This is a genomic window from Bacillus sp. IS1 (assembly GCF_032461585.1).
GTDB classification, from domain to species: domain Bacteria; phylum Bacillota; class Bacilli; order Bacillales; family Bacillaceae; genus Bacillus; species Bacillus velezensis.
Map to the genome: position 1 here is coordinate 14636 of NZ_JAWCWR010000005.1, position 16482 is coordinate 31117.

The 16482-nt window shown below is 48.0% G+C and carries 13 protein-coding genes and 1 other annotated feature; of the genes, 2 read left to right on the forward strand and 11 right to left on the reverse strand.

Annotation, left to right across the window (positions count from 1 at the left end; all coding sequences use genetic code 11):
- Positions 1-36: 36 nt before the first annotated feature.
- Positions 37-2679, reverse strand: coding sequence for a valine--tRNA ligase (locus RUW00_RS16805; protein ID WP_014418550.1), 2643 nt, complete (start codon positions 2677-2679; stop codon positions 37-39).
- A gap of 58 nt (positions 2680-2737) precedes the next feature.
- Positions 2738-2959: a binding site (T-box leader), on the reverse strand.
- 172 nt (positions 2960-3131) lie between these two features.
- On the opposite strand from RUW00_RS16805, the gene RUW00_RS16810 reads away from it, so the two are divergent.
- Positions 3132-3323: a hypothetical protein gene (locus tag RUW00_RS16810; RefSeq protein WP_007612879.1), complete on the forward strand. Its 192-nt coding sequence runs from the start codon at positions 3132-3134 to the stop codon at positions 3321-3323.
- A 14-nt stretch (positions 3324-3337) separates the two neighbouring features.
- Here RUW00_RS16810 and ysxE read toward each other — a convergent pair whose 3' ends face one another.
- The 8 genes from ysxE to hemA all read right to left on the reverse strand — a co-directional run bounded on the left by ysxE (position 3338) and on the right by hemA (position 12661).
- A complete protein-coding gene (ysxE, locus tag RUW00_RS16815) occupies positions 3338-4360 on the reverse strand; it encodes a spore coat protein YsxE (RefSeq protein ID WP_029973368.1) in 1023 nt (340 codons plus the stop codon).
- Positions 4361-4393: 33 nt separating this feature from the next.
- On the reverse strand, positions 4394-6280 hold the full coding sequence (locus tag RUW00_RS16820) for a LysM peptidoglycan-binding domain-containing protein (RefSeq protein WP_280145355.1): 1887 nt from the start codon (positions 6278-6280) through the stop codon (positions 4394-4396).
- Between the two features lie 132 nt (positions 6281-6412).
- Positions 6413-7702 (reverse strand): glutamate-1-semialdehyde 2,1-aminomutase, encoded by a 1290-nt coding sequence (hemL, locus tag RUW00_RS16825; protein ID WP_014418553.1) that lies wholly within the window; start codon positions 7700-7702, stop codon positions 6413-6415.
- A 28-nt stretch (positions 7703-7730) separates the two neighbouring features.
- Complete coding sequence (hemB, locus tag RUW00_RS16830) at positions 7731-8705, reverse strand: porphobilinogen synthase (protein WP_029326045.1); 975 nt, start codon at positions 8703-8705, stop codon at positions 7731-7733.
- A gap of 5 nt (positions 8706-8710) precedes the next feature.
- Entirely contained in the window at positions 8711-9490 is a 780-nt protein-coding gene (locus RUW00_RS16835) for a uroporphyrinogen-III synthase (RefSeq protein WP_280145356.1), read from the reverse strand.
- Positions 9480-10421: a hydroxymethylbilane synthase gene (gene hemC, locus RUW00_RS16840; RefSeq protein WP_012118114.1), complete on the reverse strand. Its 942-nt coding sequence runs from the start codon at positions 10419-10421 to the stop codon at positions 9480-9482. The genes RUW00_RS16835 and hemC overlap by 11 nt, the downstream gene beginning before the upstream one ends.
- A 34-nt stretch (positions 10422-10455) precedes the next feature.
- Complete coding sequence (locus tag RUW00_RS16845) at positions 10456-11286, reverse strand: cytochrome c biogenesis protein (protein ID WP_007408154.1); 831 nt, start codon at positions 11284-11286, stop codon at positions 10456-10458.
- Between the two features lie 7 nt (positions 11287-11293).
- Positions 11294-12661, reverse strand: coding sequence for a glutamyl-tRNA reductase (hemA, locus tag RUW00_RS16850; protein WP_280145449.1), 1368 nt, complete (start codon positions 12659-12661; stop codon positions 11294-11296).
- A 193-nt stretch (positions 12662-12854) separates the two neighbouring features.
- Here hemA and RUW00_RS16855 point away from each other — a divergent pair, with 193 nt between their 5' ends.
- Positions 12855-13346, forward strand: coding sequence for a hypothetical protein (locus RUW00_RS16855; RefSeq protein WP_015240316.1), 492 nt, complete (start codon positions 12855-12857; stop codon positions 13344-13346).
- A gap of 32 nt (positions 13347-13378) precedes the next feature.
- On the opposite strand, the gene yihA is transcribed toward RUW00_RS16855, so the two are convergent.
- Together yihA and lon are read right to left on the reverse strand one after the other, a co-directional pair.
- Positions 13379-13966 carry a ribosome biogenesis GTP-binding protein YihA/YsxC gene (gene yihA / locus RUW00_RS16860; protein WP_003152626.1) on the reverse strand — a complete coding sequence of 196 codons (588 nt, stop codon included), beginning with the start codon at positions 13964-13966 and terminating at the stop codon, positions 13379-13381.
- Positions 13963-16287, reverse strand: coding sequence for an endopeptidase La (gene lon / locus RUW00_RS16865; RefSeq protein WP_007612896.1), 2325 nt, complete (start codon positions 16285-16287; stop codon positions 13963-13965). Before lon ends, yihA begins: the two co-directional genes overlap by 4 nt.
- Positions 16288-16482: the final 195 nt, after the last annotated feature.

A 16482-nucleotide genomic window follows, 5' to 3' on the forward strand; every position in this document is an offset into this window, starting at 1 on the left:
CAAGGCGGTTTCTTAGGAAACCGCCCCGCTGTTTTATCAGCCTTTCAGCTCTGCAATCCGCTGCCGGACAGCTTCGCGTTTTGCCGTGTAGTCTTTCTCTTTTCCGCGTTCTTCTTCAATGACATGTTCAGGAGCTTTTTTAATGAATCCTTCGTTGCCGAGTTTTTTCTGAACGCGTTCGACTTCTTTTGTCAGCTTGTCGAATTCTTTTTGCAGACGGGCGATCTCCTCATCAATGTTAATCAGCCCTTCAAGCGGCAGAATGACTTCCGCTCCGGTGACGACCGCTGTCATCGCTTTGTCTGCCGCAGTGATATCCGTCCCGATTTTCAGCGTGCTCGGATTCGTAAAGCGTTCAACGTAAGAACGGTTCTTCTCAAGGCGGCCGGCAATGTCTTCCGTAGATGTTTTAATGTAAAGCTCAACCTGCTTGCTCATCGGCGTGTTGACTTCGCTCCGGATATTGCGGACAGAACGGATTAATTCGACGAGCAGTTTCATATCCGCCGCTGCCTCTTTATCCGTATGTTCCGGCACCGGAACCGGCCAAGAGCTGATCGTGATTGACTCGCCTTCATGAGGAAGGTGCTGCCAGATTTCCTCCGTTAAGAATGGCATAAACGGGTGAAGAAGACGCATCGTCTGGTCAAGCACGTATGCCAGAACAGAACGGGTTGTTTTCTTCGCCGCTTCATCTTCCCCGTACAGCGGAAGCTTCGCCATTTCGATATACCAGTCGCACACATCGTCCCAGATAAAGTTGTACAGGTGGCGTCCGACTTCACCGAATTCATAACGATCCGCAAGCTGTGTTACGTCTTCTATCGTTTCATTCAGTCTTGTGAGGATCCACTTATCAGCAACTGATTTTTCACCGGACAGATCAAGCTCGTCATACGTCATGCCGTCCATGTTCATTAATGCAAAACGGGAGGCGTTCCAAATTTTATTTGCGAAATTCCATGTGGATTCCACTTTTTCATAGCTGAAACGGAGATCCTGTCCCGGTGAACTTCCGGTTGCCAGGAAATAGCGCAGGGAATCCGCTCCGTACTTGTCGATGACATCCATCGGGTCCACGCCGTTCCCAAGGGATTTACTCATTTTTCTGCCCTGCTCGTCACGGATTAAGCCGTGAATCAGCACGTCTTTGAACGGACGCTCGCCGGTAAACTCAAGACCTTGGAAAATCATCCGGGATACCCAGAAGAAAATGATGTCATATCCCGTTACAAGAACATCGGTTGAGTAATACCGCTTAAAGTCTTCAGCGTTTTCATCAGGCCAGCCCATTGTAGAAAACGGCCAAAGCGCGGAGCTGAACCATGTATCAAGCACGTCTGAATCCTGTTCCCAATTTTCACTGTCCTCAGGCGCCTCAAGGCCGACGTACACTTCTTTTGTTTCTTTATGATACCAAGCCGGGATGCGGTGGCCCCACCATAGCTGACGGGAAATACACCAATCACGGATATTTTCCATCCAGTGCAGGTACGTTTTCTCGAACCGGTCAGGAACGAAGTGAACTTTCTCTTCTTTTGACTGAAGGTCAACCGCAGCATCGGCCAGCGGCTGCATTTTGACAAACCATTGTGTGGACAGGTACGGCTCAACAACGGCGCCGCTTCTCTCACTGTGGCCGACAGAATGCATATGGTCTTCGATTTTAAAGAGAACGCCGGATTCCTGAAGATCTTTGACGAGTTTTTTGCGGCATTCAAACCGGTCCATGCCGTTATATTGCAGCGCTTTTTCATTCATTGTTCCGTCTTCATTCATGACGAGAATCCGCTCTAAATTGTGGCGGTTTCCGAGTTCAAAGTCATTCGGGTCATGGGCAGGCGTGATTTTAACGGCGCCTGATCCGAATTCCATATCAACATAATCATCGCCGACGATCGGAATTTCGCGGTTTGTAATCGGCAGAATCACCGTTTTGCCGATTAAGTGCTTGTAGCGCTCATCTTCAGGATGAACCGCGACAGCCGTGTCGCCAAGCATCGTTTCCGGACGGGTGGTCGCGATTTCAATTGAGCCTGAACCGTCTGCTAACGGATAGCGCAAATGATAAAACGCGCCCTGTACGTCTTTGTAAATCACTTCAATATCGGATAAAGCCGTTTTTGTGGCAGGGTCCCAGTTGATGATATATTCGCCTCTGTAAATCAAGCCTTTCTCGTACAACTTGACGAATACTTCCCGCACGGCTTTGTTCAGCCCTTCATCAAGAGTGAAACGTTCGCGCGAATAATCGAGTCCGAGTCCCATCTTGGCCCATTGGCTGCGGATGAAATCAGCATACTCTTCTTTCCACTTCCACGTTTCTTCTAAAAACTTTTCACGGCCGAGGTCATAACGGCTTGTGCCCTGTTCGCGGAGTTTCGCTTCGACTTTTGCCTGAGTGGCGATGCCGGCGTGATCCATGCCCGGAAGCCAGAGCACGTCATAGCCCTGCATGCGTTTCATACGCGTAACGATATCTTGCAGCGTCGTATCCCACGCATGTCCGAGGTGCAGCCTGCCCGTCACGTTCGGCGGCGGAATGACGACAGAATACGGCTGTTTCGTTTGATCGCCGCCCGCTTCAAAATATTTTCCTTTCAGCCAAAAATCATAGCGGCCTTTTTCAATCGCAGACGGATCATATTTTGTCGGCATTGTTTGTTCGTTTGTATCCATGATAACCCTCCAGCATGTTTAGAAATGGCTGAGCAACTAAAAAAGAGCCTTCATCCTGATAAAGGACGAAAAGCTCTTTCGCGGTACCACCTTTTTTCATGAACAGATTTGTTCATGCACTTAAACGGATAACGGGTGCGGCCCGAATTTCTCTACTGTATGTTCAAGAAATTATGCTCCCGGGCGACCTTCCAATGAGACGGCATAAGAAGCCTTTCAGCACAGTAGCTTCTCTCTCTTCATGCGTCTTTCTTGTACTCTTCCCGTTCAAAGCAGGTGTATTTATATCAGCTCATGATCTTATTTATTATGTTCTTTATTATAGTAAAAGTGTTTTTGATTCGTCAATCATCTTTTCCAAAAACCGCTGCCGTCATACATAAATGGGCATGCACCCCGCCCTTTCCCTTACATACGATACAAAGAAAGGCGAATGTGAGGAGGAATTGCCCGTGAGAAAAAAATTCAATTCTTATTCGCTCCCCCAGTGGGCCAGACAGGTCCGCCTTGTATCCGCGCAAGTCATAATCCCGATTACGATCTTTCAGGGGATCAGGACGATTTTCTTTCCGACGACTTTTGATGTCCTGCTGCTTGCCATCCTGCTGTTTTTAGCGTGCGCCCTGCATTTGGAATGGATATAAAAAAACGAGTCCCGTTATGAAGAGGACTCGTTTTCCGCTTTTATTTTTTTCTCCCGCTCAATCTGATGAACCTTCATGAGAAAAGGCTCAACATTTTTCATCTGCCAAAACGCTCTTAATAATTGCGTACACTCTTCTTTTTCAGAGCCCCTTTGGCCGGTCTGATACCGTTTCAGCACTTTGTACATAGCGGACGGATAAGCCATATAGCTGAGAAACAGGCTGATTTCCGCTTCACGGAGCGGGAATGATTTGTGATACGTATAAAACCAGTCCAGACACTCCGGGCATGCTTTCGGATAGCTTCTGAACATTCTGGAGTAAAAGCCAAGCAGGTCGTTTTGCGGAGGGCCCAGCGCAGCTTTCTCGAAATTCGTGAAAAAGCCCGATCCCGCATCATTATACAGAAAGTGGCGGCTCGATAAGCTGCCGTGGTTGATCACCGCTCTCGTCTTGTCATGATCCTTTGCCGCCTCAAACCATTCTTCCAGACGTTCCAGAGCAAAATTGACGGCGGAAACCGTTTCTGTAAGATACGTAACAGCCTGCAGTTCAAAAGGTGAAAGGTACCACTCTTTTTCCGCCCGGTCGGCGAATTGTTCATAGACAAGCTTATCATTTTCCCAATCTCTTTTCGTTGCTTCATAAAAGCCGCTGATATCTTCAGTCCGGATTTGGATGTCCCGCACAGTCGCGGAGTGGAGCTTCGCGACCTCTTTAAAAAGGTAAACATGTTTTTGATCCCGTTCTTCTTCCTGATCGTACTGAAGCCAAGGCATTAAATAATAAGAATTCTCCGTCTGTCTTCCCGCAAAAAAATCGCCGGCATACGTGCGGCAGATCGGCACAAACGAACGGTAGCCTTTCTCCTCAATCTCAATCATAAGATCCGTAAATTCACTGCTGCGGGCCGGCTTGAGCTGTTTCAAAGCAAAAATGCCGTAGTTTGAGTAGACCTTCCAAACATGCGGGCTGACAGGCTCAATATACTCTGCCGCCAGCCCGTATTCCTGAAGCACTGATTGGACTGCTTCCATTCCATTCACCACATTTTTACGGCCTCTTTGTGCTTACGCATGGCTGTTATTATATTCAGGTATATACAGAAGCTGACCTTCTTCAAGCTCGTCATCAAACGATAAAGCATTCGTTCTGATGAGCTGCTGGGATGTTATGTCATATCGTTCACACACCCGGTCGATAGTATCTTGCTGCTGTACGATACAAATTTTCATTCTTGAAAACTTTTCTTCTTCCCTTGTAAATAATTTTGTCAAGTAATGAGAGTTGTCATTTTCCTTCTGCTCGGTTCCCGGTGCCGCTTCTTCATTCTTTCTTTCAGACTTAAGCGGCTCAGGCGGTTCAGCTTGCGCCGGCTCCTCAGGCTGCAGTTTGGAAAACTGAAATGACAAATCGAGAGGCTTCCCGGTTTCCTCCTCCGGCTGCGCCATCTTCCTTACCTCAATTTCAAACCCTTCTTCATCATGAGCCTCTTCTTCAAGCAGCTTAGGAGCGCTGTAAAACTCCTCTTCCTGCTGTTCCGGAACGAACTCGCGATAAACGGGCGCCTGCTCTTCTTGAAAAACCGCAGGCTCATCTTCGTCTTCTGCCGCCTCATGATCGCTCTGACGGAGAAGCGGCTCGGCCTCTGGCTGCTCTTCTTTTTGAAGGAAGGGCTGTTCCGCAATTTTTGGTTTTTCCGCATGCGGAGTCAGAGTGAACGCAGGGAAAACCGGCTCGTTATCATCTTTTGACTCTTCCTGCACTTCTGCTGAATCATCCTCAAATACAGGTTCATTCCTCACAGCCGACATGATTGCAGGCTCCTCAGCTTCTTCCGGCTCTTCTTCGTGTTGAAAGGAAACGGGAGGAGGAGGCTCAGTAAAGGAAACAGGTTTCGGCACCTCTTCCTGCTCCCTCAGAATCGGGGCAGCTGCTTCCTGCTCTTCTTCCCGCTCCCTCAAAATCGGGGCAGTCTCCGGCTCTTCTTCTTCCCGCTCCCTCAGAATCGGGGCAGCTTCCTGCTCTTCTTCTTCCCGCTCCCTCAAAATCGGGGCAGTCTCATGCTCTTCTTCTTCCCGCTCCCTCAGAATCGGGGCAGCTTCCTGCTCTTCTTCTTCCCGCTCCCTCAGAATCGGGGCAGTCTCCGGCTCTTCTTCTTCCCGCTCCCTCAGAATCGGGGCAGTCTCCTGTTCTTCTTCTTCCCGCTCCCTCAAAATCGGGGCAGTCTCCTGCTCTTCTTCTTCCCGCTCCCTCAGAATCGGGGCAGTCTCCTGCTCTTCTTCTTCCCGCTCCCTCAGAACCGGGGCAGTCTCATGCTCTTCTTCCTCCTGCCTGAGTAAAGGCGGAGTTTCTTCCTCATTCTTCTCGGTTTCTTGTGCTGCTTCTTCTGATACAGTCAAAGGTATTTCAGGCTCATGGCGTATCATTAATTCTGGTTCGTTTTCGTCCTCAGAATAATGTCCGGCAAGATTGATCATTTCTTCTCTGGCAAATTCAGGCGCCACGTACAAAGGGATCTCCGGCTCTTTTGGCTCGGATTCCTCAAGCAGCCCTTCAATTGCCAAATCAGCTTGAATGGTTAAGATCCTTGAATCCGTCAGCTGATAATCAAAGGCATCGATAAATACGAAAACATCATTGAGGTGGCTCACTTTATTTTTCGGAATCGTGATGTCCACCGGGAAACAATGAATGAGCTCGGCCGTGCCATCCTCCCTCGCCCTCACTTCCTCTACATGCCTCAGCTCCCTATCAAGCTCTTCAAAATGACTGCTGTGATCTATGTTGTACTCGCCAGTAAGTTCTAATGATCCTTTAATTGAGACATAATCATTTACTTCCTGCACCCTGATGTCAGGGTCTAATGAAATCGAAAGTAATTCAGAAACTTCCTGTCCTTTTTGGAAACAGATTGATTCTTCAACAGAAAATTGCAATCGGTGATTATGCGGCAAGTTCATATCCTCCTTTCATCTAATCCATACAATTAGATGTCACTAAAGGTGTATGCCGCAATCCGGAAAAATATGATAATGGAGGCATTGAAAAAAGCCGATACAAGTCTTGCTTGCATCGGCTTTTCGGTATCAGCGGCTGATCGCCTGGAACACTTTCTCAGCGGCTTGAATGGTTTTTTCAATATCCTCCATTGTATGCGCAGTGGAGAGAAACAATCCTTCAAATTGAGACGGCGGCAGAAATACGCCTGCGTCGGCCATCCCTTTATAATATTTGGCGAACAGCTTTAAATCAGAAGATTTGGCTGCTTCATAGTTAATGACAGGCTCATTTGTGAAAAAGAAGCCGATCATGGAACCCGCCCGGTTAAACGTGTGCGGAATGCCATGTGCTGCAGCTGCTTTTGAAATGCCTTCTTCAAGCATATCGCCTTTTTTCACAAATTCTTGGTAAGATTCAGGTGTGAGCTGCTGTAGCGTCTCAAGTCCCGCTGTCATGGCAAGCGGATTTCCTGACAATGTTCCCGCCTGGTAGATCGGACCGCTCGGCGCGATTCGTTCCATAATGTCAGCTTTTCCGCCATACGCACCGACAGGAAGACCGCCGCCGATGACTTTGCCGAGACACGTTAAGTCAGGCGTCACGCCGAAATACCCTTGCGCACAGTTATAATCCACGCGAAAACCGGTCATGACCTCGTCAAAAATGAGCAGCGCGCCATACTGTTCCGTAATGTCGCGAAGTCCTTGTAAAAAGCCTTCCTGCGGCGGAACAACGCCCATATTGCCTGCTACCGGTTCAACAATGACCCCGGCAATATCTTCACCGTACTCCCGGAATGCGAGTGCAACGCTTTCCAAGTCGTTGTATGGAACGGTAATCGTATTCATTGCTATTCCTTCCGGCACGCCCGGGCTGTCCGGCAGGCCGAGTGTCGCCACTCCGGATCCCGCTTTGATCAGCAGCGAATCACCATGGCCGTGGTAACAGCCTTCGAATTTCAAAATTTTGTTGCGGCCGGTATATCCTCTTGCCAGACGCAGGGCGCTCATTGTCGCCTCTGTGCCGGAGCTGACCATCCGCACGATTTCAACAGACGGCACACGGTCAATGACCAATTTGGCCAGTTCGTTTTCCACCTCAGTAGATGCCCCGAAACTTGTCCCGTTCTCGGCTACTTTTTTCAGGCTTTCAACGACCCGGTCGTTCGTGTGACCCAAAATGAGCGGGCCCCAGCTCAGGACGTAGTCGATATATTCATTGCCGTCAATATCAAAAATTTTCGATCCTTTTCCGCGCTGCATAAAGATCGGGTCCATATCAACTGATTTAAACGCGCGCACCGGGCTGTTCACTCCGCCCGGCATCAGTTTCTGCGCTTCTTTAAAAGCGGCTTTTGATTTTTCATAGCTTCTCATCTGCCTCAGCTCCCGTCAAATGAAATCGTTACTCAGCAAGCCATTTTGCTGCGTCTTTTGCATGATACGTCATAATCAGATCGGCTCCTGCACGTTTCATGCTCGTTAAAATTTCCAGCACCATTTCTTTTTCCTTAATCCAGCCGTTTTGGGCTGCCGCTTTCACCATGGAATACTCCCCGCTCACATTATATGCGACCAGCGGCAGGTGATGGCGGTTTTTCACATCACGCATAATATCTAAGTATGACATAGACGGTTTGACGATTAAAAAGTCAGCGCCTTCTGCCGCGTCTGATTCAGCCTCACGGAGCGCTTCCAAGCGGTTGGCCGGATCCATCTGATATGTTTTTCGGTCTCCGAACTGCGGCGTGCTGTCAGCCGCGTCGCGGAACGGACCGTAAAATTCACTTGAATATTTCACGGCATAAGACATGATCGGAATATTCGTGAATCCTTCTTTGTCGAGCGCTTCTCTGATCACTGTGACAAAACCGTCCATCATATTTGAAGGAGCGATGATGTCAGCGCCTGCTTTGGCCTGGCTGACGGCTGTCTGCGCCAGCAGTTCAAGCGACTCGTCATTGAGGATTTCTCCGTCTCTCACGACGCCGCAATGGCCGTGATCCGTGTATTCACAGAGGCATGTATCAGCGATTACGATCATTTCAGGATAATGCTTTTTAATTTCAGCAATCCCTTTCTGCACAATGCCGTGATCATGAAAAGCCTGGGTTCCGCAGGCGTCTTTTTCTTCCGGCACGCCGAAAACGATGACCGACTTAATGCCGAGCGATATCAGCTCAGCCATTTCATCCTTTAACAAATCGAGTGATACATGATAAACCCCCGGCATGGAAGGAACTTCTTTTTTTCCTTCGAGTCCTTCAACGACAAATAACGGGTAAATAAAATCTGAAGGGTGAAGACGTGTTTCTTTTACTAAATCTCTCATCGCAGCATTCGCGCGCAAACGGCGGTGTCTGTTAAATGTTTGATTCATCATTATCAATCCTTTCCCGACATGCTGCACATGACGTCCAGCATGCCTTCAATCGTATAAATGTCAGGCACATGGGACGAGATCCCGTATTCCAAGAGCGCTTTCTCTGTCAAAGGGCCGATGCTGATATAGCTCGCACCGCTGTTTTCCCACGCTTTTTCTCCGTCTCCGACCGCGTGCATAAACGTATGCACCGCCGATGAGCTGGTAAACGTAATAAAATCAAAATGAGAGCGGGATGCAGCCCGTCTCAGCTCGTCCATGCCTTTTTCATCCTGAATGGTATTGTATAACACCCATTCCCTTATTTGATAGCCAAGCGGCTCAAGCTCCGCTTTTATGACATCGCGTGATAAATTGCCCTTTATCACTGAAATGGGTTCGGCAGCTGATGCGTGCCGTTTTAAAGTATCAGCCAGACATTCCGCCACATACTCGTCAGGCATCGCATCCGTCCGGGCTCCCCGCTCTTTCAGGGCGCGCGCAGTCTTTTCACCGACGGCTGCGATTTTTTTCCGTCCCGAAAGCGCAAGACCGTGCCGATCAAGATAGGAAAAAAAGAACCGGACACCGTTTACGCTTGTAAACACAAGCCATCCCGGCTCAGAAAGGTCTTCCCGGAGACTGTCCGCACATTCATCCGGGAGCGCTTCCTGAAAAGCGATCAGCGAAGCGGAAACAGCCGTTCCGCCGAGCGCCTCCACTTTTTTTCGGAACGGAGCGGCCTGTCTTTTGTTCCGGGTGACGAGCACGGTCTTTCCTTGTAAAGGAAGGTCATTTACCATCCTGATCGAGCTCCTGTTTTACACTGTCGATTAATGCTTTGGCTCCTTTTTCAGACATCATCGCCGCACAGCGTTTCCCGATTTCTTCCGGATCATGTCCTGCCGCTGTTTCTTTATAAATCGTCTTTCCGTCCGGAGACGCGACAAGACCGACCAATTCAACCTCATCCCGGTCATTGACGGACGCATACCCGGCTATCGGCACTTGGCAGCCGCCTTCCATCGCGTGTAAGAAAGCCCGTTCGGCTGCCACCGTGCGCTGCGTATACTCATCGGTAAATTGCGCAAACAGCTTCAAAAGCTCCTCATCCGACTCTCTGCATTCAATGGCAAGAGCGCCTTGGCCGACCGCAGGCAGACAGCGGTCCGGTTCGAGAAATTCAGATACGACATCATCTTTCCAGCCCATTCTCGAAAGTCCCGCAGCCGCTAAAATAATAGCATCGTAATCTTCCGTTTCAAGCTTTTGAAGTCTCGTATCGATATTGCCTCTGATCCACTTAATTGTAAGGTCAGGGCGTTCAGCAAGAATCTGGGCGCTTCTTCTTAAACTGCTGGTGCCGATGATGCCCCCTTCTTTTATGCCGTCCAGCTTTTGATGCCCCTTTGAAATCAGCGCATCACGCGGGTCCTCACGTTTCGGTATGCAGCCTATGACAAGACCCTCAGGCAAAACGGCGGGCATGTCTTTCATGCTGTGAACCGCCATATCAATCTCCTGATGCAGCAGCGCCTGTTCAATCTCTTTGACAAACAAACCTTTGCCGCCCACTTTTGACAGCGTAACATCGAGGATGCGGTCGCCTTTTGTGACAATCTCCCGGATTTCAAAGTTATAGGAAGGGTTCAATTCCTTCAGTTTGTTAATCACCCATTTTGTCTGGGTCATAGCCAGTTTGCTCCGTCTGGAACCTACCTTAATCGTTCTCATTTTCTTTCCTCCCGAATCTGTTTGGGCGCGTGCGTTAACTGAACCAATGGAATTGCGACAGGCTTCCGAGCAGGAAGTAATTAATCATCAGCACGAGAAAACATGCTGAATTCCATAACGCCGCCACTTTTCCCTGCAGTTCCTTAATCATTCTGATATATAAATAGTAGCTGTATAAAAGCAGCACAATAAACGAACCGAGCACTTTTGAATCAAACCAGTACAGCGTTTCCAGCGACACATACGCCCAGATCACGCCTAATATCAGGCTCAACAGCAGCATCGGAACCCCGATGACATTTAAAACGTAAGCCATATAATCAAGTTTTGACAAATCTTCAATTCTCAACAGCCATTTTCCCCACTTTTTCTTCTTTAATAAAGAATATTGAAACTGATAAAGAAGCGAAAAAACAAAAGAAAGGGAAAAAGCGCCGTAAGACAGAATCGCCATTGTAATATGAATGACCAAAAGCTCTGAGACCAGCTGGCCGGAAAAAGCGGCCGAATGCTGATCCGTCGGTGAAAACGTATGGATCGCAATCATCGAGAAACCGATGACATTCGTGAAAAACACGATAAAATCAACGCGCAGAATCTGCGTGACCACAAGTGAGAGCGTGACAAGCACCCACGCATAAAAGTAAAGGGCCTCTGTAATATTCAAGACCGGAAATCTGCCCGTCTGCCACATGAAATAAGAAAGATAGACGGTTTGCAGAGTCCAGACAATAGAAAGCAACCAGAAGGCCATTTTCCCAGCCTTCCGGTTGTGTTGAAGAAAATCTATAAAGTAAAAAAGGACGCTTACTGCATAAATAACAATTGTCGCTTCATTAAGTCTTGCCATTGCTGTATCAATCATACAGCCCTCACTCACTTACAAGCGGACGTAAGCCCGTTTTTGCTTCTGCCTTTTGAAACGAATGAACCGTCTGGCGGTTATCCAGGCTTTTGTCCAGCTGGCGGCCGGCCTCTTCCTCAATATCGAATATCTGCATAAACAGCTTCAGCTTTTCATCTGAATCCGCTTCAGCCGCAAGCTCTTTCGCTTTCAGAATCGGGTCGCGCAGCATTTGGTTAATGATGCTTTTCGTATGTTTGCTGAGAAGTTTTTTCTCTCTTATCGTCAGATGAGGCAGCTTGCGCTCAATGCTCTGCATCGTATCGGACTGGATGGACAGCGCCTTTTCACGCAGCGCCGAAATGACCGGCACGACGCCGAGCGTATTAAGCCACTGCTTAAACTCAACAATTGCCGCTTCAATAAACAGCTCGACTTTTTCAGCGGTTTCACGGCGTTCTTGTAAGTTGGCTTCAACGATTCCTTCAAGGTCATCAATATCGTACAGAAAAACACCTTCAAGATCGTTCAGTGCCGGATCGAGGTCTCGCGGCACAGCGATATCCACCATAAATAACGGACGGCCTTTGCGCTGTCTGCCCGCTCTCTCCATCATTTCTTTAGACACGACGAAATCACTTGCGCCTGTCGAACTGATTAAAATATCAGCTTCAGCAAGTGCATGTTCAAGCTGGTTTAAGCTGCGCGCTTCTCCGGAGAAACGGTCAGCAAGCGCTTTTGCCTTCAAAAACGTTCTGTTGATGACCGTTACTTTGCCGATACCCTGACCGTGCAGGTTTTCTGCGGCGAGCTCGCCCATTTTTCCCGCACCGAGAATCAAAATGTGCTTATTTGACAATGAGCCGAAGATTTTTTTCGCGAGTTCAACGGCGGCGTAACTGACGGAAACGGCATTGGCGCCGATATCGGTTTCGGCATGCGTGCGTTTGCCGACGGTCACCGCCTGTTTAAACAGCTCATTGAAAATGGTGCCGATCGTCTTTTCTGCCTGCGCCGTTTTAAAGCTCGAGCGGACCTGGCCGAGTATTTGCGTTTCTCCGATGACCATGGAATCCAAGCCGCACGCCACACGGAATAAATGCTCGATCGCCGCGTCGCTCTCATAAAATTTCAGAAACGGAGACAGCTCTTCTTTCGGCAGCGAGAACCATTCGGATAAAAATGTTTTTATATAATAACGGCCGGTATGAAGCTGATCGACCACCGCATATATTTCGGTGCGGTTGCAGGTTGACACGATAATGTTTTCAAGAACGCTTTTTTCTTCTTTTAAACGGAGCATCGCTTCTGCAAGCTCATCCGGCTGAAAACTTATTTTTTCGCGTATTTCAATAGGGGCGGATTTATAATCTACTCCCACAACAAGAATATGCATCGCTTTCATGCACCCCCGTACATCGCAATTTATTTATAATCATTCTAACATAGAATTTATTATTTATAATAATTATAACATAGTTTCTTCGGGAAAATGTGAACAGATTTCAAAAATGTTATGCTATAGTATAAAAAGCTCGTTTCCACTTAATCATCATACTAAAAATCATTTACTGCGGGTAGGTGACAGGATGAAAAAAACATCAATTTTATTACCGGGACTTCTGCTTGCCGCTTCATTATTCGCATGGCTTCAGAGCGGACAGGTTCACCTGTTTGCGAATCAGGGGGAATGGCCGGTGCTCCTTATGCTCTTGGGCGCCGTGCTCTTGTATCAGGGCAAAAAGGAAGCGGCCGGGCCTCACGTCCTGATCGGCATGCTTCTTTTCGGCATAGGTTTACACTTTTTCGCCAAACCTGAGCTCTCATGGTGGCCGGGAGATTTTGAAATGATTCTCTTCGTCTTCGGATTCTCCTTATTTGCGGCAGCCAGAAAAGAATATGTATACGAAGCGGTTGCCATGATTGGTTTTTCCCTCTTTTTATACTTCTTTAAACAAATTACGGCGTGGCTGGAGTCCGTCCATATTCCGACGGAACACTTCAAAACATACTGGCCGTATGTTTTCATCGGAATCAGCCTTTTATTATTGTTTATCAAGCGGAACAAAACTATACGATAAAACCCAAAACGCACTGCGTTTTGGGTTTTTCATTACCGGCTGATCATTTTTTTAATGGCTCCCCATGCTTCATCTTTGCCTTTTTTCGTTTCAGAGGAAAATAAAATCAGCTCATCTTCAGGATCCATATCAAGCGTCTGTTTGACAACCTTTAAGTGCTTGTCCCATTTTCCTTTTGGAATTTTATCCGCTTTTGTCGCGATAACGATGACGGGAATGCCGTAATACTTCAGGAATTCATACATGTTAACGTCTTCAGCAGACGGCGCGTGCCTGAGGTCGACAATCTGCACGCAGGCTTTCAGCTCTTCGCGGGTCGTCATATAGGTTTCAATCATTCTCCCCCATGCTTCCCGCTCGCTTTTGGAAACTTTCGCAAATCCGTACCCGGGAACGTCCACAAAATGCAATTCATCATTGATGATGTAAAAGTTTAAGGTCTGTGTTTTCCCCGGTTTTGATGACGTTCTGGCCAAGTTTTTCCGATTGATTAATGAATTGATAAAAGATGACTTTCCTACATTTGATCTTCCCGCCAGCGCGATTTCCGGAAGCCCCCCATCAGGGTACTGTTCGGGTTTGACCGCGCTGATCACGATTTCTGACTTTGTGACTTTCATTTCTTCTCTCCTACTAAGGCATGTTCCAAAACGTCATCCAGGTGAGAAACGAATATAAACTTCAGTCCTTCTCTGACGCTTTCTGGAATATCCTCTATATCTTTTTCGTTATCTTTAGGCGCAATAATAGTAGTCAGGCCCGCTCTGTGCGCGCCGAGCGCCTTTTCTTTCAGTCCGCCGATCGGAAGCACGCGGCCCCGCAGCGTGATTTCTCCCGTCATACCGACTTCGCGTTTTACCGCACGGTCCGTTAATGCTGAAACGAGCGCCGTGGCCATCGTAATTCCGGCAGAAGGGCCGTCTTTCGGCACCGCTCCTTCAGGGACATGAATATGAATGTCATACTTCTCATGGAATTTCGGGTCGATTCCGAACTGTTCCGCTTTCGAGCGGACATAACTGAAAGCGGCCTGCGCTGATTCCCGCATGACATCTCCAAGCTTCCCGGTCAGAATCAGCTTTCCTTTTCCCGGTGACAATGACACTTCGATTGACAGCGTATCTCCGCCGACCGTCGTATACGCGAGCCCCGTGACAACCCCGATTTGATCTTCGGTTTCCGCCTGTCCGTATCTGAATATCCGTTTTCCGAGATAGTCGGCCAGATTTTTCTCTGTAACGGTAATGCGTTTTCTCTCCTCAGACACAATGGCTTTCGCAGCCTTTCGGCAAATGGCGGCAATCTGGCGTTCAAGCGTTCTCACGCCGGCTTCCCTCGTGTAGTAGCGGATGATGTCCGTAATCGCCTGATCCCGAATCTGCAGGTTGCTCTTTGTGAGCCCGTGCTCTTTGATTTGTTTCGGAAGCAGGTGGTCTTTCACGATCTCTAGCTTTTCGTTTTCAGTGTAGCCTGACAGGCTGATAATCTCCATTCTGTCTCTGAGAGGGCCCGGTATGGAAGCAAGGTTATTCGCAGTCGCGATAAACAGCACTTTCGATAAATCGAACGTCTCTTCAATATAGTGGTCGCTGAATGTGCTGTTTTGTTCCGGATCCAGCACCTCAAGCATCGCCGAAGACGGATCGCCTCTGAAATCAGACGACATTTTGTCGATCTCATCCAGGAGAAAGACGGGATTTTGTTTACCGGCTTTTTTCATCCCCTGTATAATACGGCCCGGCATCGCTCCGACGTATGTACGCCGGTGCCCGCGGATTTCAGACTCATCGCGCACTCCGCCCAGTGAAATTCTCACAAAACGGCGCCCCATGCTCGTACTGATTGATTTTGCAAGAGATGTTTTACCGACTCCCGGAGGTCCGGCCAGACAAAGAATCGGCCCTTTCAGCGTTTTCGTCAGCTGTTTCACGGCCAAATACTCCAAAATCCGCTCTTTCACTTTCTCTAAGCCGTGGTGCTCTTTATCTAAGATTTCCCCGGCTTTTTTAATGTCAAGTTTATCTTCTGTTTCATCCGACCACGGAAGGGCGATGAGCCAGTCAATATAGTTGCGGATAACAGAGCTTTCCGCTGAGCTTGACGGCACTTTTTCGTAACGGCTTAATTCCTTAAGCGCCGTTTCTTTGACACGCTCAGGCATGCCTGCTTCTTCTATCTTTTCCGTGAGCGACTGAACTTCGCCGGTTTTTCCTTCTTTGTCGCCAAGCTCCTTCTGAATGGCTTTCATCTGTTCACGCAAGTAGTATTCCTTTTGAGTGCGTTCCATCGAACGTTTGACGCGCTGACCGATTTTTTTCTCAATCTCCAGCACTTCTTTTTCATTATGAATGGAACGGATGACCTTATTCAGACGTTCTTTAATATCCGCCGTTTCTAAAATGTCCTGCTTGTCCTTTAATTTCAGCGGGAGATGAGAAGCGACGATATCCGCCATTCTGCCGGGCTCTTCAATATCAGTCACAGCCGCATACGTTTCTGCGGAGATTTTTTTAGAAATTTTTATGTACTGGTCAAAATGGTCCAGCAGCGTCCGCATAAGCGCTTCGTCTTCCACGTCTTTTGAATCATCCTCATGCATCAGCTGTATATCGACCGAAGTATAATCTTCGAGCTCGGTGTATTCAAGGATCTGCGCCCGCTGAATTCCTTCTACAAGCACTCTGATCGTACCGTTGGGCAGCTTCAGCATCTGTTTAATTTTTGTATAAGTGCCGACGGCGAAAATATCCTCTTCACCCGGTTCGTCTATCGAAATATCCTGCTGAGTGGCTAAAAAAATCATATGATCATGCATCATTGCCTGTTCAAGAGCCTGAACCGACTTGTCACGGCCTACATCTAAATGTAAAACCATTGTCGGGTATACCAATAAGCCTCTTAAAGGGAGGAGCGGGATGCTGCGTTTTGTATCTTCTGCCATGTGACTGACACCTCCGTGACTTTAGTATGAACCATTATAATACAACTTTTTCATCGTTGTACAATTCCGGGATCGGGCAAAATCGGCTTATCCGCCTGCCCTGTATATAAAACAGTCTCTTCGTAGTATACCCTTTCTTTCTGTTCTGAAAAAGGAAAAGATGTCCTCCATAAAAAAACCCCATTATAAAAATGG

Coding starts and splice junctions, on each gene's coding strand:
- RUW00_RS16805 (WP_014418550.1), bottom strand. CDS start 2,679: ATGGATACAAACGAACAAACAATGCCGACAAAATATGATCCGTCTGCG.
- ysxE (WP_029973368.1), bottom strand. CDS start 4,360: ATGGAAGCAGTCCAATCAGTGCTTCAGGAATACGGGCTGGCGGCAGAG.
- hemL (WP_014418553.1), bottom strand. CDS start 7,702: ATGAGAAGCTATGAAAAATCAAAAGCCGCTTTTAAAGAAGCGCAGAAA.
- hemB (WP_029326045.1), bottom strand. CDS start 8,705: ATGAATCAAACATTTAACAGACACCGCCGTTTGCGCGCGAATGCTGCG.
- RUW00_RS16835 (WP_280145356.1), bottom strand. CDS start 9,490: ATGGTAAATGACCTTCCTTTACAAGGAAAGACCGTGCTCGTCACCCGG.
- hemC (WP_012118114.1), bottom strand. CDS start 10,421: ATGAGAACGATTAAGGTAGGTTCCAGACGGAGCAAACTGGCTATGACC.
- RUW00_RS16845 (WP_007408154.1), bottom strand. CDS start 11,286: ATGATTGATACAGCAATGGCAAGACTTAATGAAGCGACAATTGTTATT.
- hemA (WP_280145449.1), bottom strand. CDS start 12,661: ATGCATATTCTTGTTGTGGGAGTAGATTATAAATCCGCCCCTATTGAA.
- RUW00_RS16855 (WP_015240316.1), top strand. CDS start 12,855: ATGAAAAAAACATCAATTTTATTACCGGGACTTCTGCTTGCCGCTTCA.
- yihA (WP_003152626.1), bottom strand. CDS start 13,966: ATGAAAGTCACAAAGTCAGAAATCGTGATCAGCGCGGTCAAACCCGAA.
- lon (WP_007612896.1), bottom strand. CDS start 16,287: ATGGCAGAAGATACAAAACGCAGCATCCCGCTCCTCCCTTTAAGAGGC.